Origin of the sequence: Streptomyces sp. NPDC004667 (assembly GCF_040609475.1) — a bacterium.
Classification (GTDB): Bacteria; Actinomycetota; Actinomycetes; order Streptomycetales; family Streptomycetaceae; genus Streptomyces.
In genome coordinates, this window is the sequence record NZ_JBEXKC010000007.1 from 123,078 (window position 1) to 144,451 (window position 21,374).

Here is a 21,374-nt window from a genome sequence, read left to right on the forward strand (position 1 = left end):
CCGGCACCGGGTCCCGCCCGGCGCCCGGCCCGGCACGCGGTCGAGAGCGAAGGGGCGGGACCAGTGGACGAGTTCATCGACGCCGCCCTGGGGTTCCCCGCCGGGATCTTCACCGTCGCGCTGGCCGTCGTCGTCGTGTACTGGCTGGTCGTCCTGTTCGGGGCCGTCGAGCACGGTGCGTGGGAATCCGACGCCGGGTCCCGCGCCCTGGGGGCGCCCGGCGTCCCGGTCGCCGTCTCCGTCTCGGTGCTGGTCACCGTCGCCTGGTTCACCGGCCTCGTCGGCACCGTCCTGGCCGACCGCCTGGGGCTCGGCGGCGGCTCCGCCCTCCTCCTGCTCGCGCTCGCGCTGCTCGTCGCCCGCGGCGCGACGGGTCTGCTGCGACGACCGCTGCGCCGCGTGTTCCGGCCCGACGACCCGCCGCCCTCGCGCCAGGACTTCATCGGCCGGATCGCCGTGATCCGGACCGGCCGGGTGGACGCCCGCTTCGGACAGGCCGAGGTGGCCGCCGACGACGGCTCGACCGCCATCGTGCAGGTCCGCCAGTACGCCGCGGACCCGCTGACCCGCGGCAGCATCGCCCTGCTCTACGCGTACGACGAACCGGGCGAGTTCTTCTGGGCCGCGCCGTACGACACGGCACTGGACCCCCGCACCACCGGCTGAGCCCCCGTCGGCCCCTGCCCGTCACCGCACCTTCACCGCAAGGACCCCACCATGGACGCCATCTCCCTGGGCATCGGCGTGCTCGTCGCCGTTGTCCTGCTCATCGCGGTCGCGCTGCTCGTCATCGTCAGCCGGCTCTTCCGCAAGGTCGAGCAGGGCAAGGCGCTGATCGTCTCCAAGATGCGGAAGGTCGACGTGACCTTCACGGGGCAGGTCGTCCTGCCCGTGCTGCACAAGGCCGAGTACATGGACATCTCGGTGAAGACGATCGAGATCCGCCGCACCGGACGGGAGGGGCTGATCTGCCAGGACAACATCCGCGCCGACATCCACATCAACTTCTTCGTGCGGGTCAACAAGACGGTCGAGGACGTCATCAAGGTCGCCCAGGCCATCGGCACGCAGCGGGCGAGCGACAGCGCGGCCATCCAGGACTTCTTCGCCGCCAAGTTCTCCGAGGCCCTCAAGACGGTCGGCAAGCAGCTCGACTTCGTCGATCTCTACACCAAGCGCGAGGAGTTCCGGGACCGCATCATCCAGGTCATCGGTACCGATCTGAACGGCTACCACCTCGACGACGCGGCCATCGACTTCCTCGAACAGACCCCCATGACGCAGTTGGACGCGGCCAACATCCTCGACGCACAGGGCATCCGCAAGATCACGGAGCTGACGGCCGTCGAGCACGTGCGCACGAACGAGTTCCAGCGCACGGAGGAGAAGGAGATCACCCGGCAGAACGTCGACGCCCGGGAGACCATCCTGGAACTGGAACGGCGGCAGTCCGAGGCGGAGATCAAGCAGCGGCGTGAGGTGGAGACCCTGCGGGCCCGGGAAGAGGCCGCCACGGCCAAGGTGCAGGAGGAGGAACGCCTCGGAGCCCAGGGCGCGTTCCTGAGGACCGAGGAACTCCTCGGGGTGCAGCGTGAGAACCAGGCGCGCGAGATCACGGTCGCCCAGAAGAACCGCGAGCGGGTCATCGCCGTCGAGAACGAGCGGATCGAGAAGGACCGCATGCTCGAAGTCATCGCGCGCGAGCGGGAGACCGCGCTCTCGTCGATCGCCAAGGACAAGGAGGTCGAGGCGGAGCGCCGCGAGGTCGCCGACGTGGTCCGGGAGCGGATCGCGGTGGACCGTACGGTCGCCGAGCAGGAGGAGTCCATCAAGAAGCTGCGGATGGTCGAGGAGGCCGAGCGCACCCGGCAGGCGATCGTCATCGGCGCCGAGGCGGAGGCACAGGAGCGGCTGGTCAAGGACATCAAGGCGGCGGAAGCCGCGGAGGCCGCCGCCAGGCACCGCGCCGCGGAACAGCTGACGCTCGCCGAGGCCCGGCTGAAGTCCGCCGACTTCGACGCCCGCGCCAAACTGCGGCTCGCCGAGGCCGTCCAGGCCGAGACGGCGGCGGCCGGGCTGGCGGCGGTGCAGGTACGGGAGAAGGAAGCCGACGCGATCGAGAAGACCGGCCGCGCGGAGGCGCACGCCACCCAGGCACGGCTGACGGCACAGGCCGAGGGTACGAAGGCGCAGGCGGGCGCCGAGGCCGCGTTGATCGGGGAGAAGCTCAGGGCCGAGGCGGCCGGGCTCACGGAGAAGGCCGCCGCGATGGCCGCGCTGGACGAGGCCTCGCGCGGGCACGAGGAGTACCGGCTGAGGCTGGCGGCCGAGAAGGAGATCCGGCTGGCCGGGCTCGACGTGCAGCGCCAGGTCGCCGAGGCGCAGGCCATGGTGGTCGCGGCCGGACTGGAGAAGGCCGACATCGACATCGTCGGCGGCGACTCGGTCTTCTTCGACCGTCTCGTCTCCTCGATCTCCCTGGGCAAGGGCGTGGACGCCTTCGTCCACAACTCCGACACCGCGCAGCGCCTGGCGGGTCCCTGGCTGGACGGTACGTCCGACTTCACCCAGGACATCACGCGCGTGCTCGGCTCCCTCTCGACCGCCGACGTCCAGAACCTGACCGTGTCGGCGCTGCTGATGAAGCTGATGCAGGGGGCGGGCGCGCAGTCCGGACAGCTCGGGGAACTGCTGGAGAAGGCCGACCGGTCGGGAATCGCCGACATGCCGCTCACGAAGCCGGGCGCCGGCCTCAACGGGACGGCCACGGCCTGACCCGGCCGGGGCCGGGCCGCTTCCGCGGTCGGGCCCCTTACGCGCCCGGGGGCCGGCGCACACGACGCGCCGGCCCCCGGGCGCCGCCGCCGAGACGGGCCGAGACCGCAGACACCGTACGCACCCGCAGGGAGCCGGACAGACCATGACCAGCGCGATGTCCTCCATGGACGCGGGCACCTACGAGGTGCTGCGGGACCGCCTCGCCGCGCAGTCCGCCGAGTTGGCCCGCCGGACTCAGGCCCTCAACACCCGCCGGACCGAAGGGCTCGGCCCCACCGAGCCCGCCCTGGCCGGCTCGGGGCGCGTGCACACCGAGCACGGCGCCGTGCCCCGCGACATCGTGGCCGTCGGCGACGCACTCCTCTTCGGCCACGACCCCGTTCCCGGACACAGGCCCGAAACCGCGGTGAGCGACGTCCTCACCCTGCACGACCGCGACCTGAACCGGCTCCCCGACGACGCCGTCCCCGGGCTCCTCGACGATCCGGCCTTCCTCCGCGAATTCGCCGCCCTGTACCGCTACTACCGCCAGACGCGCCTCCTGCGGCTGCGCCACGTCGAGGGCAGGCTGCTCGCCGTCTTCCGCACCGGGGACGGCGACGAGGACGTCCGCGTCCTGCGCTGGGCCCTGGGCAACGACGGAACCGTCACGTTCCTGGACGCGCGCGGCGAGCGCGACCACGTCCTGCCGCCCGCGTACGACTTCGAGTGGACCGCCGCCACCCGCGAGGACCACGTCCCGGGCCGGCACCCGCACGTGTCGATCGGGGGAGAGGTCTTCGTCTCCACGGTCGGCGGACACCTCACCGTCAAGACCGAGGACGACACCGAGACCGGGGAGGGGATCCACCGGGAGCCGGTCGACGAACCGCTCCAGTCCCTCGCCGACGCCGACATCGATCACGCCCGCGTCGGACCACTGATCCTGCTGCGGGTGCGCCCGTACAAGGAGGAGTCCCCACGGCACCTGGTCTTCAACGGCATCACCGGGACGGTGGTCCGCCTCGACGCCCTCGGACAGGGGGCCCGTCGGCTGCCCGGGGAACAGGGGATCGTCTTCCCCGGCGGCTACCACCTCACCACCGGGCTCACCAGGACCTTCGACACCACCACCGAGGGCCTGGAGTTCGAGCGCGCCGTGCGCTCGCCCAACGGCGAGGACGTCCTCCACGTCTTCCACGCACGGGCGGAGGGACGCAGCCTGCTCCTGCCGTACAACCTGATCCGCAAGGAGGTCGCCACCCCGATCCCCTGCCACGGGTACGCGCTCTTCGACGACGGCACCCTGCTGGTGCTGCGCGCCGACCCCGAGGAACCGGCCCGGGTCCACCCGGTCCAGCGGTGGAGCACCCCGTACGCCCGCGACACCCAGGCGGCCGGCCGGCCCGTCGCCGCCGGGGCACTGGCCCGCGTCGGCAACGCCGACCTCGTCCGCGGCATAGCGGACCTCCTCTCGATCGCCGGCGCGGTCGCGGACACGACCCCCACCGCCGCCGTCTTCGAGACGCTCGTGAGCGCCTGCGTCCGTGCCGATGACCGGCACCACTGGCTCGGTGACCCCGAACTCGGCGACCTGCGCACACCGCTCGGCGAGCTCCGGGCCACCGCCGAACAGGTGCTGACCGAGTTCGAGACGGTCCGGACCCTGACCCGGCGGGCCGCCGACGCGCTCGACGGGGCCGCCGGGCGGATCGCCACGCTGGTCCGGCGCATCCGGGGCGAGGGCCCCCGTAGCGCGGGCGACTGGGTGGACCGGCTGACAGAACTTCGCCGCGCCCAGGGGCACCTGCTCACGTTGCGGGAACTGCGCCACGCGGACACCGGGCGCATCGACGGGCTCGCCGCGGAGACCACCTCCGACATCGCTTCCTTCGCCGCACGCGCGATGGTCTTCCTCTCCCGCGAGGACGCCTTCGCGGCCCACCACGAGGAGGTCGCACGGCTCACGCGGGAAGCCGCGGCGATCGCCACGGTCGCCGGAGCGCTGCCACTGGCCGACCGGCTCGACGCGCAGACCGAGGGGCTGAGCTCCGTCACCGAGATCGTCGCCGGCCTGGACACCGGGGACGCGACGGTCCGGACGTCCGTCCTGGATCAGATCGCCGAAGTGCTCGGCGGCGTCAACCGGGCCCGTGCCACCCTCGACGCCCGGCGCCGCGAGCTGCTCGCACAGGAGGGCAGGGCCGAGTTCGCGGCCGAATCCGCGCTGCTCGCCCAGACGGTCACCGGGGCCCTCGCCGCCGCGGACACCCCGGACGCGTGCGACGAGCAACTGGCCCGCCTGCTGCTGCGCCTGGAACAACTGGAGTCGCGCTTCGCCGATCACGACCCCTTCCTCGTGGAACTGGCCGCCAGGCGCACCGAGGTGTACGAGGCCCTCTCGGCCCGCAAGCAGACCCTTCAGGACGACCGCGCCCGCCGGGCCGAGCGGCTGGCGGGCTCGGCCGCCCGGGTCCTGGAGACCGTGACCCGCCGGGCGTCGACGCTGGCCGACACCGACGCCGTCAGCACCTTCTTCGCCTCCGACCCGATGGTGGCCAAGATCCGCCGCACCGCGGACGAACTGCGGGAACTGGGCGAGCGCACCCGCGCCGAGGAGCTCGACGGCCGGCTGAAGGCCGCCGGGCAGGAAGCCGCCCGCGCCCTGCGCGACCGCACGGAGCTGTACGCGGACGGCGGCCGGACCGTACGCCTGGGCCGGCACCGGTTCGCCGTCAACACCCAGCCCCTGGACCTCGCGCTCGTGCCGCACGGCGACGGCCTCGCCTTCGCCCTCACCGGCACCGACTACCGCTCCCCGGTCACCGATCCGGACTTCGCGGCCACCCGCGCCTACTGGGGCCAGTCACTGCCCTCCGAGAACGCCGACGTCTACCGCGCCGAGTACCTCGCCGTACGGCTGCTGACCGAACACGGCCCCACCGCCCTCGCCGGGGCGGACCTGCCCGCGCTGGTGCGGCGGGCCGCGGAGGCCGCGTACGACGAGGGCTACGAACGCGGCGTCCACGACCACGACGCGACCGCGATCCTGACCGTCCTGCTGCGGCTCCACGAGGGCGCGGGCCTGCTGCGCTACCCGTCCCGGGCACGGGCCGAGGCCCAGCTGTTCTGGGCGCACCGGACGACCGGCCCCGAGCGGGAGGCCTGGACCCGGCGCGCGAGCGCCCTCGCCCGGGTCCGGACGGCCTTCGGGGCCACCCCGGCGATCACCGCGTTCACGGCGGAGCTCGCCGGCGCCATCGGAGGCGGCCCGCAGGCCGCCGAGTACCTCTTCGAGGAACTGGCCGCCTCCGGCGGGTTCGTCACCGGCAAGGCCACCCGGCTCCTCCTCGACACGTTCCGCCGGACGGTGGGGACCGCCGCCTACGACGAGGACCTCGCCGCCCTCGACGCACCGCAGGACCGGCGCCAGCTCGTCGAGGCCTGGCTCACCGCCTTCGCCGGCGCGACCGGGGAGCCGGTCGAACCCGGCGACCTCGCGGAGGCCGTCGCCGTCGAGCTCTGCCCGGACCTGCGCCGGTACGGGTCGGACGCCGCCCTGACCGCCACCGTCGCCGGTCTCCTCGGCCGGCACCCCCGCATCACCGACCGGACGCTCACCGTCCGAATCGACGAACTGATCGACCGGGTGCACGAGTTCACGGCGAACACCACTGTCGGCTTCAGGGCCTACCAGCGACGGCGCACGGAACTGGTGGCGAGGGAAAGGAGCCGCCTGAGGCCGGACGAGTACCGGCCCAGGGTCATGTCCTCCTTCGTCCGCAGCCGCCTCCTCGACGAGGTCTGCCTGCCGCTCATCGGTGACAACCTGGCCAGGCAACTCGGCACCACGGGCGAGACCGGGCGCACCGACAGCAACGGCCTGCTCCTGCTGGTCTCCCCGCCCGGCTACGGCAAGACGACCCTCGTGGAGTACGTCGCCGACCGCCTCGGCCTGGTCCTGGTGAAGGTCAGCGGCCCGGCCCTGGGCCGCGACGTCACCTCCCTCGACCCCGCCGAGGCCCCGAACGCGACCGCCCGCCAGGAGATCGAAAAGATCAACTTCGCGCTGGAGGCGGGCAGCAACATCCTGCTCCACCTGGACGACATCCAGCACACCTCGCCCGAGCTGCTGCAGCGGTTCATCCCCCTCTGCGACGCCACCCGCCGGATGGAGGGCGTCCGCGACGGCCGGGCGCGCACCTACGACCTGCGCGGCAAGCGGTTCGCCATCTGCATGGCCGGCAACCCCTACACCGAGTCCGGGCAGGCCTTCCGGATCCCCGACATGCTCGCGAACCGCGCCGACGTGTGGAACCTCGGCGACGTCCTGACCGGCAAGGAAGAGGCCTTCGCCACCAGCTTCATCGAGAACGCGCTCACCTCCAACCCGGTGCTGGCGCCCCTCGCGGGCCGTGAGCGCACGGACCTGGACCTGCTCCTGCGGCTGGCGGCCGGCGACCCGTCCGCCCGTGCGGACCGCCTCGTCCACCCGTACCTCCCCGCGGAACGGGACCGCGTCCTCGCCGTCCTGCGCCACCTGCTCACCGCCCGGACGACCGTCCTCGCGGTCAACGCCGCGTACATCGCCTCCGCGGCGCAGAGCGACACCACGCGCACCGAGCCGCCGTTCCGCCTCCAGGGCTCCTACCGCAACATGAACAAGATCGCCGCCCGTATCGATCCCGTCATGAACCCCGCCGAGCTGGCCGCCCTCCTCGACGACCACTACGCCGCCGAAGCACAGACCCTCAGGTCCGACGCCGAGTCCAACCTGCTCCGGCTCGCCGAACTGCGCGGCACCCTCACCCCGGAGCAGGCCGAGCGGTGGGCGGCGGTCAAGGCGGCGTACGTACGCAGCCGAGGCCTCGGGGACCCGCGAGCGGACCCCCTCTCCCGGGCCGCGTCCGCCCTCGGGCTGCTCGCGGACCGAGTGGCATCACTCGAAGCCACCCTCACGACGGCCTCCGCCCCCGCGGCCGCCTCCCCGCGGCCGACCCCATGAGCGCCCCGCCGCCCTCTTGGATGCTGCCAGCGTTCCGCCCGTGAGCGGTGACACGCTCGGGATCGATGAACGCGGTCAACGCGTCCACAGTTGCGTCGGGCTGCTCGTCGGGAATGAAGTGTCCGGCTTGCGGGATGACGACGCCGGTCGCGTTCTCTGCCCACGGACTGATGGAGGCGGCCATGTCGGGGATCGAGCCGTGGGAGCTGGAGACTCCCAGGACCGGGACGGTCACGTGCCCCCGTTCGAGAGCGTCATGGTTCCTGCGCGCTGATTCCGCGGCGTCGCGGTAGTAGGCGAGAGACGCCGAAAGCCCTCCCTCGGCCGCGATGGCGGCGGCGTAATGGTCGATCTCGGCGCCGTCGAAGGTGTTCGGGGACAGGGCTTTGACCTTCAGGAACCAGCCGACGTAGTCACGCTCGCGGCCGGTGAGCAGCGTCTCGGGCAGTTCGGGCACCAGGTGGAACGCGAAGTGCCAGGTCTTCCAGGCCCGGTCGGGGTCCGTCGGGATGGAGTCCGGGAGGGTGATTCCGGGAATGCCGGCGTCGAGCAGAGCGATACCGTGCAGGCGCTCTTCGTACTTCAGGGCCAGCGAGAAGGCGACCCAGGCTCCGATGTCGTGGGCGACGAGCCAGCACTTCGGCACGTTGAGCGCGGTCAGCGCGGCCTGGACGCGCGAAGCGACGGTGTGGGTGTCGTAGCCCCCTTGAGGGCGCTCGGAGTGGCCCTGCCCCGGCAGGTCGATCGCGATCACGTGGAATCGCTCGGCAAGACCCGGCATCACCTTTCGCCAGGCCCACCAGGTCTGCGGGAATCCGGCGAGCAGGACGACGGTGGGACCGGCGGGCCGGCCGCCTTCCACGGCATGGAGCCGGATTCCTTCCGCGTCGACCCAGCGGTGGGCGAAACCCGCAAGGTCGTGCAGCGGCAACCCGGGGACGGGGTTCTGGTCGCAGGAGCGGTTCGGGGCTACGGCGTCGTCGGTCATGTCCGGAGCCTACGGCATCTTGAACTGATCAGTTCAAGATAGGATGGGCAGGGCCGCAACGGCCGGTACAAGAGCGAGGTGCATGCGTGATGGCCGGGAAGAAGCAGTTCGACGTGGGCATCGCGCTCGACGCGGCGATGGTCCGGTTCTGGCGGGCCGGATACGCCGACACGTCTCTCGACGACCTCTCCAGGGCGACCGGACTGAACCGCAGTTCCATCTACTCCTCGTTCGGCGACAAGGACTCGCTCTACCTGCGCTGCCTGGACCGCTACGCCGCGCGGTACGGAAGCAGGTACGACCAGGCGCTCTCGTGTGCGCCCGAGGAACCGCTCCGGGCGGTAAGGGCGTTCTTCGACGTCACCCTGCAACGCATCGCCGACCCTGACGTACCGGATGGATGCCTGATCGCCCAGACCGCGATGGCGGCACCGGCGCTCAGCCCCACCATCGCCGCACGCGCGATCCAAGCCCTGGACGCTCAGCACGCACGGCTGCGGACCGCTTTGAGCGCCGCACAGTTGGCCGAAGACGATGCCGACGACTTCGCGGTTCACATGACGGCGGTCAACCAGTCGCTGGCCGTGATGAGCAGGACCGGGGCGAGCCAGAAGCAGCTCCGCACGGTCATCGACATCAGCATGAGCGCGCTCGCGCGCACCTTGCACGCCCGGAGCTGACCTCGCCCGTCGCGCCACCCGTATGGCGCTGATGTTCCGAACGGACGTCGCGGAGGTACAAGTACGTGCCGTGTCGCCATTCCTAGGATTCGACGGCAGAAGGGAAATCCCGGGCTGTCCAAAGACGGTTGCACGCCTTCTGCGCGCCGGGCTCGGAGGCGGCCGAGCGAGGCACCGGGCCGACCTGAGGAGCGGAGACATGATGGGCCAGAGTCCTTACGACCATGTCGTGGTGGGAGCGGGGACAGCGGGGTGCGTGATCGCCTCCCGGCTTTCGGAACGCCCCGGCGTCCGGGTGCTGCTGCTGGAGGCGGGAGCCCGGGACTCGACCGAGGCGATGGCATCTCCTTGGGGGTTCCTGGGGTTCGACCCGTCATCCCTCTGGCCGGGCGCCTCGACCGTGCAGGCCGGTACGGGCAGGGCCGCCGAGGTGCTGCGCGGTAAGGCGCTCGGCGGATCGTCGAGCATCAACGGCCTCTACCACCTGCGGGGGCACCGCTCCGGCTACGACGAATGGCCCGGACTCGGCGCTCCGGGCTGGGGTTTCGACGATCTGCTGCCCTACTTCCGCCGCAGCGAGAGCACGCGCGGTCGTGACGCCTCCGTGCGGGGCACGGACGGGCCGGTCGTGGTCGCCCCGGTTCCGGAACCCCATCCCCTGGCCACGGCGGGCGTCGACGCCGCGGTGCAGGCCGGTTTCACACGCGCCGAGGACATCGGCGGCGGGCTGGAGACCGGGTTCGGGTGGAGCGACATGAATCTGCCCGGCGGCGCCCGCCAGAGCGCGGCCGACGCCTACATCCGCCCGTTCCTCGACCGGCCGAACCTCGACGTCGTCACGGACGCGACCGTGCGGCGGCTGCGCATCACCGCGGGCCGCTGCACCGGCGTCGAGTACACCGTGGGTGGCGCGCACCTGTCCGTCGAGAGCGCGGAGGTCATACTGACCGCGGGGGCCATCGGTTCCGCGCACCTCCTGATGCTGTCAGGGATCGGCCCGGCACGACACCTCGGCGAACACGGCATCGGCGTCGTCGCCGACCTGCCGGGAGTGGGCTCCCACCTGCAGGACCATCCGATGGCGGCAGTGGTGTACGAGGCGAGCCGGCCCGTACCGTTCGTTCCCGCCAACCCGCCGGCCGAAATGATGGGCCTGCTGTACAGCGACCCCGCCGCGGCCCGGCCGGACCTCCAGGTCTACGTCGTCGCCGCACCGCTCCCGTCGGCATGGGGCCGACCGCCGGCGGGCGGCTACTCCATCGCCTTCTCCGCGATGGCTCCGCACAGCAGCGGCTCCGTGCGCCTGGCGGACGCCCATCCCGCGAGCGCTCCCGTCGTCGACCCCGGCTATCTGAGCGACGAGCGTGACCTGGAGGTCATGCGCAAGGGCCTGGAAGTGGCACGCCGCATCGGGGAGGCCGACGCGTTCGCCGTCTGGCGCAAGCAGGAAGCGGTGCCGGGCTCCGGGACGAGCGGCGCATCCGCCGACGAGTTCATCCGCAAGGCCACCGGCCCCTACTTCCACTTCACCGGCACCTGCCGCATGGGAACCGACGCCGATGCCGTCGTCGACCCTGCGAACCTGCGCGTACACGGGATCGCCGGACTGCGGGTCGCCGATGCCTCGGTGATGCCGTCCATCCCCTCGGCCAACACCAATGCGACCGTCTACGCCATCGCCGAACGGGCTGCCGAACTGCTCGACTGAGCCTTCCCCCGCGCCCAAGGCACTCCCACATCCACATCGCGCCTCACCACCCGTCGAGCACGGCGGGCAGATGCACATCCAATTGCATGCGAGTAATCCTTGCCGTTCTTCACATGCATTTGAAGTTAATGGTGGGGCTCTATACCTTCGAGTCGAAAGCGCAGGAAACAACGCGCAGTTCGGCCCCGAACGGCCTCACCACCCCTCCTCAGACAGGAGCACCACCATGTCCGCAACCCTTCAGACCCCTGACACCGCCCTCTCCGACGCCGACCTGCTCGACCGGACCGCGGCCGCCGTGCGTGAGGCCGGTTCGGCGCTGCGCGAGCGGTTCGGCGAGGTGGTCCGCTACGAGAGCCGTGAGGAGCTGATGGGCGCGCTCGCCGCGAATGACGACACGGCCCTCGGTATCCTGCGGCCCCGCCTCACGGCCCTGCGCCCGGACGCCGGCTGGGTGGAGGACGAGCTGGACGGCGGGGCGCTGCCGTCCGGGGAGTGGTGGGTCGTGGACCCGGCCGAGGGCAACGTCAACCACCTGCACGCGCTGCCGGAGTGGGCGGTGACCGCCACCCTCGTACGCGATAACCAGCCGGTGCTCACCGTGGTCCACCTGCCGTTGACCGGCGAGACGTACACCGCGCTCGCCGGGGCGGGTGCCTACCTCGACGGCCGTCCGCTGCACGTCTCCCGGACCGCGGACCTCGCTCTGGGCATCGTGGCCACCAGCCAGGCCCGGCCGGACGAGGACGAGGAGGTCGTCCGGCGCGTCGGCTCCTCGATCACCGCGATGCTCTTCGACGCACTCGTCGTCCGCGTCGCCGTCCCCGCCACCCTGCACCTGACGAACGTGGCCGCCGGCCGCACCGACGCCTTCTGGCAGTTCGCCGGCGCCCGCGCGGACCTGCTGCCCGGCGCGCTCCTCGTCACCGAGGCCGGCGGACGGATCACCGACACCGAAGGCCGCCCCTGGACCCCGCAGAGCGCCGGCTTCCTGGCCGCCGCGCCCGGCGTCCACGCGGCGGCCGTCGCCACGCTCACCCGCTGACCCCGTACACCACAACCGCACCCACGCAAGGACATCACCATGACCACCATCGCAGTACTCGGAAACGGCCGCGTCGGAGGCAACCTGGCCGCCGCCCTCACCCGCGCAGGACACGAGGTGACCGTCGCGGACCGCACACCGGGCGCCGCCGCCGACGCCGCCCGGCGCGCCCGCATCGTCATCAACGCCACCCCGGGCGCCGGCTCCCTGGAACGGCTCGCCGCCCTGCGCGACGAACTGCACGACAAGATCCTCGTGGACGTCTCCAACGCCACCGTCGACGGACCGGACGGACTGCCCGCCGACCTGCTCTACCCCGGATCGAGCCTCGCCGAGCAACTCCAGGAAGCACTCCCCGAAACACACGTCGTCAAGACCCTCAACACCATGCTCTTCCCGGTCATGACCGCCCCGGGCATGCTCGCCCAGACGCCCACCGTGTTCCTCTCCGGCGAGGACCCGCTGGCCAAGCAGACCGTCCGCGAACTCCTCACCGACCTCGGCTGGCACAAGGAATGGATCACCGACCTCGGCGGGATCCGGACCGCCCGCGCCACGGAGGCCGCGATCCTGTTCGTCCCGCACGTCATTCGCTCCAGCGGATTCACGCCCTTCGCGATCTCGATCACCCGCTGACCGCCGAGCCGCGCCTGCACGCCCCGGCCGGACCGGTCGGTACCCGGGTGCAGGGGCGGCAGGAGGACCGGCCACCATCTCTCGACCGCTGCCATGCGAGCCGTTTATAGGAAGATTGCACGGTGCCCACATGGGTCATGGTGGCGTCCTGCGGAACACGATCACCACAGGATGGTGTTGAAGCACGGAATACGAGGGGATCGGAGCGGGATGCACGGTACGGGAGCGGAAGTCGACGGCAGCCGCGGGGTGTTCGCGGTGGACTCGACCGCCCCGGGTTCCGCTCCGCGGGGACTCGACGTCTTCCGGCGCGGGTGGCAGACGCAGGTCGGCGACGATGTCTTCCAACTGCCGGCCTTCAGCCCGGACACGATCGGTGACTTCCGGGTCAAGGGCAACGTGGCCAAGGTGCACGGCGCGGCGATCGCCGATCTCCACGCCGCGTCGGCAACCCGGACCGCGGAGGTCCCGGGCGGCGATCAGGACCTGGTTGCCATGTACGTCGTGCGGCGCGGCGCATGGACTCTGGGCGGCCCGTCCGGTCACGGCGACCGGACCGTGTCGGCCGGGCAGTTCCTCGTCCGGCACCTCGGGAGCCTGACGGCCTTCGAGACGTCGGCACACCTCACGGCGAAGTTCCTCGTCCTGCCCCCCGGCGAGCTCAAGCCCCTGCTCGGGAGCCGGGTCATCACCGGGCCGGCGGACTCGGCCGAGATGCGCTTGCTGACGGCCCTTACGGACATGATCCACACCACCGTGGCCGACCTCGGCCCGGCCGGTGTGGAAGCCGCCCAAGGCACCCTGGTCGAGCTGACCAAGGCGGTGGCGAAGGGCCGGTTCGACGACGCGGAACCCCGGCTGGCTCCCGCGCTCACCCAGGCGGCCAAGGACCTCGCGGACCGTCGGCTCGCCGATCCCGAGCTCTCCCCGGCGATGCTGGCGCGTGAACTCAACGTCTCCGTCCGTACGCTGAACCGGGCGTTCGCAGCCGTGGGTGAGCAGGTGACCACGTACATCCGCCACCGGCGCCTGCACGAGGCCCGGCTCGCCCTTGTCGCGCCGTCAGGGCGCTTGAGCATTACGGAACTCGCCGCACACTGGCAGTTCGCGGACGGCAGCCACTTCACCCGAGCCTTCAAGAAGCACTACGGCCAGACTCCCACCGAGTACGCCCGCTCGACCCGAGCAGGCTCACTCTCGCCGAACCGGCCCCCACCGGGCCGCGGGCCGGCCGAAAGCGCGTGACCGGAGGTACGGCCCCAGGCGACCGCGGCGTGAAGTGGGTGGCGGACCTGCCTCGAAGTTCGAGAACATCCGGTCATGTTGGATGGCGCGGCAGGACAGGACCTTCCCGTCGGCTTCGGGTTCCGGCGGTATCGCGGCGACGAAGACCACAGCGCCATGGCCGCGGTGCGGCTGGGGTGTGTCGAACGGGACCGGATCGATGCCCATTCCGTTGTCGAAGGGCTTCCTACAGCGGCCGAGATCGCCCGGGCTTCCGCCAGGCTGGAGGAGCCGTCCAAGAACCAGATCCTGGTAGTGCTCGACGGGAGCGTCGTCGGCTACTCGACGATCCGGTGGTGGCAGGAGCGGGACGATACGTGGCTGTATCTGCACAGCGGCCACCTCTTGCCCGAGCATCGCCGCCAGGGCATCGGCTCGGCCATGCTGAGCTGGGCCGAAGAGCGGATCCGCCGGCTCGTCGAACAGCATGGAACGGCGCGGACGGCGGTGATCGGAGCGAACGCCACGGCCTCCGAGCAGGACGCCACGGCGCTCCTGCTCGCCGCGGGCTACCGACGTGTCTTCAGCCTGGTCGAGCTGGAGCTGCGCGATCTGCAGCAGTTGCCCGAGCCGGGCGGTGAACTGCCGGCCGGGATACGGACGGGGCCGATCGGGGCGAGCCACTACCGTGCAGCCTGGAGGACGGTCGTCGATTCGTACGCGGACACCGGTTTCACTCAGAAATGGCCTTTCCAGGACTTCGTCGACACCGCCGACCCGGCATGCTGGCGGGCTGCCTGGAACGGGCAGGACATGGTCGGCGTCGCCCTCTGCTCCATCCGCCGCCACGACCACACCGTGGGCGAGGTCGAAGAGCTGAGTGTCCGGACGGACCGGCGACGCCTCGGAATCGGCCGGGCCCTGCTGCTGGACGGGCTACGGAGCCTTCGCGAGCAAGGCGCGACCACCGCCCGGCTGTTCACGGGCACGGCAAACCCGCACCGGTCCTACGACCTCTACGAGAGCGTGGGGTTCAGGCGGCAGAACGAGTACGTCCGCTACCGCAAGCCGCTTGCATGACCGACCGGCACGTACGCCACTCATTCAGGCCCCGGAAGGGGTGCATTGACGACTCCGAACGGTACGTGAACGCTTGGGGTGGCCGGCGCCGTGCCGGTCAGGTGGGCGACCTGGTCGTCGAAGAAGATGTGCGGGTCGAGGGCGCTCATCACGGCGGCCTTGTCGATGCCGCCGAGGAAGAAGGCGTCGTCGACGCGCAGTCCCCACTGCTTGAGGCTGCGCACGGCACGTTCGTGTGCGGGGGCGTCCCGGGCGGTGACCAGGGACACCCGCAGGCGGGGCTGGTAGGCGGGGTTCTTGCGGCGTTCTTCCTCTTCGCGGCGCTGGATGCGGTTGATGCCCGCGAGGAAGTCCTTCAAGGGACCCGGGTCGTGAGGGGTGGCCGCATTGAGGACTTCGTGCGCGCGGAACCCGTCGATGCCGGCGGTTCGGAAGATCCGCTCGGAGGAGTCGCCCGCCAGTACGCCGTCGAAGTCGAAGGCGATGCGGAGTTCCCGGTCGGTGTCGTCATCGACTCGCTCGGTCTCGAGTACGTGCCCCGCCGGCAGGCCGTCGGCCACCGCTTCCCGAACGTCGGAACCGTTGGCCGACAGGAACAGGGACATGTTCAGAGCGGATATGAAGCGGTGTGACGACCGGCCTTGCCGGAACACGGCCCGACTGATGTGCAGGCCGTGCGCCGCGATGGAACGCATGACGCGGAGCCCGGTGTCCGGGTCGTTGCGCGACAGGATGATGACCTCGACCAGCGGATCGAGGGGCTCCGCGAGGTCGTTCAGCGACAGCAGGCGCCGGACGAAGGGGAAGGCCACCCCCTTGTCCAGGACGTCGTCAACGTGGGCCTCCTGGTACCTCCGGTACGCGTCCTCACCCTGCTCCCGGAACACCGCGTCGCAGTCGGCGAGGTCGAACAGGGCGCTGGAGGCGATCCCGATGACGACGCGGTCGGACAGGTCGTACTTCATCTCGCCCCCTGCTGGCACACGTGCAACAACGAGACGTTTATCGCCTGTTCGAATACGTCGAAAACATGTGCGCCACCCCCACGGCCATCCCCGCCACGGCGGGAACCGAGAGCTGAAGAAGGCGCCGCCGGTACGGCCGGAAGATCTGAACGGATACCGGGAATCAGGCAGCGACGAGCTCCTGCTCGCGGTCCGGCGCATCGACCTTGGGCTTCTTGTTCGGCAGCGAGAGCCGGAAGACCTTGTGCCACGCCGAGAACACCTGCTTGGGCAGCGGCCCGGTGACGTACTCCAGCTCGTACTTCTCGAACAGCGCGCGCACCTTCACCGCGACCTCGGCGTACCGGTTGCTCGGCAGGTCCGGGAACAGGTGGTGCTCGATCTGGTGCGAGAGGTTGCCGGTCATGAAGTGCATGGCCTTGCTGCCGCTGATGTTCGCCGAGCCCATCATCTGGCGCAGGTACCACTGGCCGCGCGTCTCGCCCTTGATCGACCGGCGCTCGAAGACCTGCACGCCCTCGGGGAAGTGCCCGCACATGATCACCGAGTGGGACCAGATGTTGCGGACCAGGTTCGCGGTGAACGTGGCGGCGAGCGTGGTGAGGAACGAAGGGCCCGACAGGAGCGGGTGGATCACGTAGTCCTTGAGCACCTGCTTGCGGATCTTGCGGCCCACGGCCCTGGCCCGCGCGCGGAACTCCGGGTTCTTGCGGCGGCGCTTGTGCAGGTTCTTGCCCAGCTCCAGGTCGTACGCCGCGATGCCGTACTCGAAGAAGCAGGCGTTGATGAAGTTCCACAGCGGCTGGCCGAGGTGGAACGGGTGCCACTTCTGGTCCTCGTCGACGCGCATGATGCCATAGCCGAGGTCGTTGTCCTTGCCGATCACGTTGGTGTACGTGTGGTGCAGCTCGTTGTGCGAATGCCGCCACTGATCGGACGGCGAGACGTGGTCCCACTCCCAGGTGGTGGAATGGATCTTCGGGTCCCGCATCCAGTCCCACTGGCCGTGCAGGACGTTGTGGCCGATCTCCATGTTGTCCATGATCTTCGCCACGGACAGCCCGGCGGTGCCGATCAGCCAAGCCGGCGGGAAGATCGAGAACAGCAGCACACCCCTGCTGACCAGCTCGAGCTTGCGCTGCGCCGAGATGACCTTGCGGATGTAGGCGGCGTCCTTCTCGCCTCGGCTGGCGATCACCTCATCGCGGATCGCGTCCAGCTCGCGGCCGAGCTCCTCGATCTGCTCCGCGGTCAGGTGGGCGGTGGGGTCGATGGCGGTCAAGGTGCTCCTACCGTTCGATGTCGCAGGGGCCCGCCGCGGCGGACACGCAGGTCTGGATGAGGACGCCCGGCTCGGCCTCGGTGATCTCGCCGGTGCGCAGGTCGCGGACGGCGCCCGCCTTGAGCGGCGTGACGCAGCCGAAGCAGATGCCCATACGGCACCCGGACGGCATGAGCACGCCGGCCTCCTCGCCGACGTCCAGCAACGGCGTGGCGCCGTCCGCGTCGACGGTCTTGCCGGTGGTGCTGAACGTGACCGCGCCGCCGTCACCGGCGACGACGACGCCGGGGCGGAAGCGTTCGGTGTGCAGGCGCTCTACGACGCCGTGATCGCTCCAGAACGCTTCGGCGGCGTCCAGCAGGCCCGCGGGCCCGCAGGCCCAGGTCTCGCGCTCGGCCCAGTCGGGTACCAGTTCGTCGAGACGTGCGATGTCGAGCACGCCGTCCGTGTCGGTGTGCACCTCGGTGAGCCGCAGCTTCTCGTCCGCGACCAGGTCGTGCAGTTCGTTGCGGAAGATCACGTCCTGCGGCCGTGGCGCGCAGTGGACCATGACGACGTCGTCGAACTCGATGTCACGCAGCATGCCCATCACGGGCGTGATCCCGCTGCCGGCCGTCAGGTAGAGCACCTTGGCGGGCTTGGCCTTCGGCAGTACGAAGTCACCGGCCGGCTGGTCGAGCTGGATCAGCGTGCCCGGTTTCGCCCTGCGGACCAGGTGGTTGCTGACCTTGCCGTCCGGGATCGCCTTCACGGTGATCGTGACGCGGCCGTCCCGGCGGTCCGTCGGCGAGGTGATGGAGTAGGCGCGCCACAGGCGCCTCCCGTCGACATCGACCCCGACCCGCACGTACTGACCGGCCGTGTGACCGCGCCAGCCCCTTCCCGGCCTGATCACGATGGTCGCGGCGTCGCCCGTCTCGGGGTGCACGGCCTCGATGCGCCCACGCAGGTCCGCGCCCGCACGCAGCGGGCTGACCAGGTCGAGGTAGTCCGACGGCAGCAGCGGCGTCGTGATCATCTCCAGCAGTTTCCACGCCTTACTGCGGAGGGCGGTACTCGTCATGACCCCAGCTTGATGCGCCACAAGGCGTAAAGTCCTGACCGCAGGACGTAAATTTCGTCGGCTGAATTGTTCGCAGGGAATAAAGCATGAGCCATCCAATCCGGAGAGTCACCGACCTGGCCCTGGACCGGACAACGGTCACCGCACTTCGGGCCGCGCTGAAGACCACCGCCGACGAGGTCGTCCAGGCGATCATCGACGAGGTCCCTCCCTACGCCAACGCCCTTTCGGGCCGCATGGGCGTCACCATCCGCCGAGCCGTCCGCACCGCCCTGGGGCACTACCTGGACCTCGCGAGCGGGAACGCCACAGGCGGCGACGCCGGTGACGCGGCCTACGAGCTGGGCCGCGGCGAGGTGCGCGACGGGCGTTCGATGGACGCCCTGCTCAGTGCCTACCGCGTCGGTGCCCGCGTGGCCTGGCGATGCCTGGCGGCGGGTGCCGTACCCGCGGGTCTGCCCGCCGCCGAGGTCGCCAAGTTCGCCGAGCTGACCTTCGCCTACATCGACGAGCTCTCCGCCGCGAGCGCCGCGGGCCACGCCGACGAACTGGCCGCCCGGGGCCGGGACCACGAGCGCCACCTGGAACACCTGGCCCGCGACCTCCTCGCCGGCGCGAGCCCGGACGTGCTGCTGGCCTCCGTCCAGCGGGCCCGGTGGCAGCCTCCGGTTTCGCTGACCGCCGTCCTGCTGCCCGCCGCCCAGGCCCGGCCCGCCTACCGCGCGCTCGACCCGGGCACCCTCGTCCTCGACGATCTGCCGGACGCCTTCGGTGTGCTGCTCGTCCCCGACGCCGACCGGTCGCATCTCTTGCGGCAGCTGACCGACCGCACCGCTGTGGTCGGCCCGGCCCGGCCATGGACCCGTGCGTCCGCCTCGTACGCACGAGCCGCACGCGCGCGCTCCCTCTCGTCCGACATCCGCGACACCGAGGACCACCTGCCCGAGCTGGTGCTGAGCGCCGACGCGGACGCGTTCGCAGACCTGCGGGCCCGAGCCCTCGCACCGTTGCGGCCCTTGCCCGCCGCGACCGCACGGCGGCTGGAGGAGACGTTGCGGGCGTGGCTGCTCCACCAGGGCAGGCGGGACGAGGTGGCGGCGGCGTTGTTCGTCCATCCCCAGACCGTCCGGTACCGGATGTCGCAGCTGCGGGATCTGTTTCCGGATCTCGCATCGCCACACCGGGTCCTCGAGCTGACGCTGGCGGTCGGCCTCCGGGTCGGCTGACGCGTACCCCGACCGTGGGGGAGGGGCTGGACGAACCAGTCAAAACCCCCAGGGCCCGCCGCCACCGTTCGGCGTGATGACGACCAAGTGGTGCACTGCTGCCCCGGCTGCGGGGCCGACGGGCTGCCGAAGGTCCGGACGGGCGTGCGCGCGGGTGGCCGTCGGTAGCGCGTCGAGGGGCGTGACCTGCGGCTCTGTCGCCCGGCGGGCGGCTCCGGGGACCTCCGTGCATGCTGGGAGAAGCCTGGCTCGGAGTCGTCCGACGAGCAGTGTGCCAACGGCGGAAGCCGACGGGAGTCCGAAGCGACTCACGCCCGAGGTCCGCGCCCTGCACTGCACGGCACCGGCCCGTGCCTTCTTCCACCTCTCGATCCCGTGAGTTCACGAGGACACGCCATGGGCAGAGCAATGCTCCGGCAGATCATCGACTACGCCAACCGAGCCGATCCGTACCCGCTGTACGAGGAGCTGCGCAGGACGCCGGTCTTCCACGATGAGGACGGGCCGTACATCGTGAGCACCTACTACGAGATAAACGGCCTGCTGCACGACCCGCGCATCAGTTCCGACCCCCGCAACCTGACGCTGTCGTCGAACGATCCGCTGGCGCAGGACGAAGGAGACGACTCGGCCCTGCCTCCGGTCTTCATCAGGCTCGATCCGCCGGACCACGACCGGCTGCGCCGTATCACGAACCGGCCCTTCGGGCCCCCGCACTCCCCGCGCAGGGTCCACGACATGCGCGGTGAGCTCGACGGCATCGTCGCCGACCTCATCGACGGCATCGCCGGAGGGGACTCGTTGGAACGGATCGACCTGGTCGACCAGTTCTCCTACCCCTTCCCGGTGACGGTGATCTGTCGGCTGCTCGGCGTGCCGCACGAGGACGAGTCCCGCTTCCACGGCTGGGCCGACACCATCGCCGCGAGCCTGGACCCCGATCCGGACGCCGACCCCGCCGAAGGGCACAAGGGCGCGTCCGATGCGCAGATGGAACTCGGCATGTACCTGGGCGGGCTGATCGAGGAGCGCAGCAAGAAGCCGGGCGAGGACATGCTGTCCCAGCTCGCGGCCGTCAAGGAGGAACCGGACGGCTCCATGAGCACGCTGGAGATGATCAGCACTGCGGCGCTGATGCTGATCGCGGGCCACGAGACCACGGTCAACCTGATCACGAACGGCATGCTGACCCTCCTGCGTCACCCGGACGTCCTCCAGCGGCTGCACGAGGAACCGGCCCTGTCGGTGCAGATCGTCGAGGAACTGCTGCGGTACGAACCGCCCGTCCAGATGCTGCCGCGGCGCAGCACGCTCGCCGACATCGAGGTGGGCGGGGTGAGCATCCCCCAAGGCGCCACCGTTTCGCTGATCCTGGCCTCCGGCAACCGCGACCCGAAACGGTTCGAGAACCCGGACCGTTTCGACCCCGACCGCAAGGACGTCCAGCACCTCGGTTTCGGCAGTGGCATCCACAGCTGCTTCGGTGCCCCGCTGGCCCGCCTGGAAGCCCAGCTGGCGCTGAGTGAGCTGGCCCGTCGGCTGGAGAATCCGCGACTGCTGGAGGACCCGCCCCCGTACCGCCAGAATGCGGTGCTCCGCGGCCCTCGACACCTGCCGATCGCCTGCGACGGCATCCGTGAGCCCTGAATCGCGACGGGGCCGCCCGTCCGTCACCCGGCGGGTACTCGAGGGTCATGGCCGGAAAGGGCTCCTGG

15 protein-coding genes are annotated in these 21,374 nt (G+C 70.9%); 11 read left to right on the forward strand and 4 right to left on the reverse strand.

What is annotated here, in order from left to right; genetic code table 11:
* The first annotated feature begins 63 nt into the window (after positions 1 to 63).
* The 3 genes from ABZW32_RS06280 (at position 64) to ABZW32_RS06290 (ending at position 7,762) form a co-directional block, all read left to right on the forward strand.
* Complete coding sequence (locus ABZW32_RS06280; RefSeq protein ID WP_356211861.1) at positions 64 to 666, forward strand: hypothetical protein; 603 nt, start codon at positions 64 to 66, stop codon at positions 664 to 666.
* Between the two features lie 51 nt (positions 667 to 717).
* A complete protein-coding gene (locus ABZW32_RS06285) occupies positions 718 to 2,775 on the forward strand; it encodes a flotillin family protein (protein ID WP_356211864.1) in 2,058 nt (685 codons plus the stop codon).
* Positions 2,776 to 2,920: 145 nt separating this feature from the next.
* Entirely contained in the window at positions 2,921 to 7,762 is a 4,842-nt protein-coding gene (locus tag ABZW32_RS06290; RefSeq protein ID WP_356211867.1) for a DNA repair ATPase, read from the forward strand.
* On the opposite strand, the gene ABZW32_RS06295 is transcribed toward ABZW32_RS06290, so the two are convergent.
* Positions 7,713 to 8,750, reverse strand: a complete 1,038-nt coding sequence (locus ABZW32_RS06295; protein ID WP_356211870.1) for an alpha/beta hydrolase — start codon at positions 8,748 to 8,750, stop codon at positions 7,713 to 7,715. The genes ABZW32_RS06290 and ABZW32_RS06295 overlap by 50 nt on opposite strands.
* Positions 8,751 to 8,839: 89 nt before the next feature.
* Between ABZW32_RS06295 and ABZW32_RS06300 the strand changes: the two genes are divergently transcribed.
* The 6 genes from ABZW32_RS06300 to ABZW32_RS06325 all read left to right on the forward strand — a co-directional run bounded on the left by ABZW32_RS06300 (position 8,840) and on the right by ABZW32_RS06325 (position 15,123).
* Positions 8,840 to 9,430, forward strand: a complete 591-nt coding sequence (locus ABZW32_RS06300; RefSeq protein ID WP_356211873.1) for a TetR/AcrR family transcriptional regulator — start codon at positions 8,840 to 8,842, stop codon at positions 9,428 to 9,430.
* 202 nt (positions 9,431 to 9,632) lie between these two features.
* Entirely contained in the window at positions 9,633 to 11,138 is a 1,506-nt protein-coding gene (locus ABZW32_RS06305) for a GMC family oxidoreductase N-terminal domain-containing protein (protein WP_356211942.1), read from the forward strand.
* 226 nt (positions 11,139 to 11,364) lie between these two features.
* On the forward strand, positions 11,365 to 12,183 hold the full coding sequence (locus ABZW32_RS06310) for a 3'(2'),5'-bisphosphate nucleotidase CysQ (RefSeq protein ID WP_356211876.1): 819 nt from the start codon (positions 11,365 to 11,367) through the stop codon (positions 12,181 to 12,183).
* 39 nt (positions 12,184 to 12,222) lie between these two features.
* Entirely contained in the window at positions 12,223 to 12,819 is a 597-nt protein-coding gene (locus ABZW32_RS06315; protein ID WP_356211879.1) for an NAD(P)-binding domain-containing protein, read from the forward strand.
* 210 nt (positions 12,820 to 13,029) lie between these two features.
* Positions 13,030 to 14,064, forward strand: coding sequence for a helix-turn-helix domain-containing protein (locus ABZW32_RS06320; protein WP_356211882.1), 1,035 nt, complete (start codon positions 13,030 to 13,032; stop codon positions 14,062 to 14,064).
* A 75-nt stretch (positions 14,065 to 14,139) separates the two neighbouring features.
* Positions 14,140 to 15,123 carry a GNAT family N-acetyltransferase gene (locus ABZW32_RS06325; RefSeq protein ID WP_356211885.1) on the forward strand — a complete coding sequence of 328 codons (984 nt, stop codon included), beginning with the start codon at positions 14,140 to 14,142 and terminating at the stop codon, positions 15,121 to 15,123.
* A gap of 20 nt (positions 15,124 to 15,143) precedes the next feature.
* Here the strand turns inward: ABZW32_RS06325 and ABZW32_RS06330 are convergent, their stop codons facing one another.
* The 3 genes from ABZW32_RS06330 to ABZW32_RS06340 form a co-directional block, all read right to left on the reverse strand.
* Entirely contained in the window at positions 15,144 to 16,088 is a 945-nt protein-coding gene (locus tag ABZW32_RS06330) for a 5'-nucleotidase (RefSeq protein WP_356211888.1), read from the reverse strand.
* Positions 16,089 to 16,251: 163 nt separating this feature from the next.
* A complete protein-coding gene (locus tag ABZW32_RS06335) occupies positions 16,252 to 17,370 on the reverse strand; it encodes an acyl-CoA desaturase (protein ID WP_356211891.1) in 1,119 nt (372 codons plus the stop codon).
* A gap of 7 nt (positions 17,371 to 17,377) precedes the next feature.
* Complete coding sequence (locus tag ABZW32_RS06340; protein ID WP_356211894.1) at positions 17,378 to 18,433, reverse strand: ferredoxin reductase; 1,056 nt, start codon at positions 18,431 to 18,433, stop codon at positions 17,378 to 17,380.
* 86 nt (positions 18,434 to 18,519) lie between these two features.
* On the opposite strand from ABZW32_RS06340, the gene ABZW32_RS06345 reads away from it, so the two are divergent.
* Both ABZW32_RS06345 and ABZW32_RS06350 read left to right on the forward strand, forming a co-directional pair.
* A complete protein-coding gene (locus ABZW32_RS06345) occupies positions 18,520 to 19,659 on the forward strand; it encodes a helix-turn-helix domain-containing protein (RefSeq protein ID WP_356211897.1) in 1,140 nt (379 codons plus the stop codon).
* 396 nt (positions 19,660 to 20,055) lie between these two features.
* Positions 20,056 to 21,306, forward strand: coding sequence for a cytochrome P450 (locus ABZW32_RS06350; protein ID WP_356211900.1), 1,251 nt, complete (start codon positions 20,056 to 20,058; stop codon positions 21,304 to 21,306).
* Positions 21,307 to 21,374: the final 68 nt, after the last annotated feature.

Bases quoted from the DNA above. Each gene is read 5' to 3' on its own strand.
- ABZW32_RS06305 (WP_356211942.1), top strand. From the start codon at position 9,633: ATGGGCCAGAGTCCTTACGACCATGTCGTGGTGGGAGCGGGGACAGCG.
- ABZW32_RS06350 (WP_356211900.1), top strand. From the start codon at position 20,056: ATGGGCAGAGCAATGCTCCGGCAGATCATCGACTACGCCAACCGAGCC.
- ABZW32_RS06330 (WP_356211888.1), bottom strand. From the start codon at position 16,088: ATGAAGTACGACCTGTCCGACCGCGTCGTCATCGGGATCGCCTCCAGC.
- ABZW32_RS06340 (WP_356211894.1), bottom strand. From the start codon at position 18,433: ATGACGAGTACCGCCCTCCGCAGTAAGGCGTGGAAACTGCTGGAGATG.
- ABZW32_RS06310 (WP_356211876.1), top strand. From the start codon at position 11,365: ATGTCCGCAACCCTTCAGACCCCTGACACCGCCCTCTCCGACGCCGAC.
- ABZW32_RS06325 (WP_356211885.1), top strand. From the start codon at position 14,140: ATGTTGGATGGCGCGGCAGGACAGGACCTTCCCGTCGGCTTCGGGTTC.
- ABZW32_RS06290 (WP_356211867.1), top strand. From the start codon at position 2,921: ATGACCAGCGCGATGTCCTCCATGGACGCGGGCACCTACGAGGTGCTG.
- ABZW32_RS06295 (WP_356211870.1), bottom strand. From the start codon at position 8,750: ATGACCGACGACGCCGTAGCCCCGAACCGCTCCTGCGACCAGAACCCC.
- ABZW32_RS06285 (WP_356211864.1), top strand. From the start codon at position 718: ATGGACGCCATCTCCCTGGGCATCGGCGTGCTCGTCGCCGTTGTCCTG.
- ABZW32_RS06320 (WP_356211882.1), top strand. From the start codon at position 13,030: ATGCACGGTACGGGAGCGGAAGTCGACGGCAGCCGCGGGGTGTTCGCG.
- ABZW32_RS06315 (WP_356211879.1), top strand. From the start codon at position 12,223: ATGACCACCATCGCAGTACTCGGAAACGGCCGCGTCGGAGGCAACCTG.
- ABZW32_RS06345 (WP_356211897.1), top strand. From the start codon at position 18,520: ATGAGCCATCCAATCCGGAGAGTCACCGACCTGGCCCTGGACCGGACA.
- ABZW32_RS06300 (WP_356211873.1), top strand. From the start codon at position 8,840: ATGGCCGGGAAGAAGCAGTTCGACGTGGGCATCGCGCTCGACGCGGCG.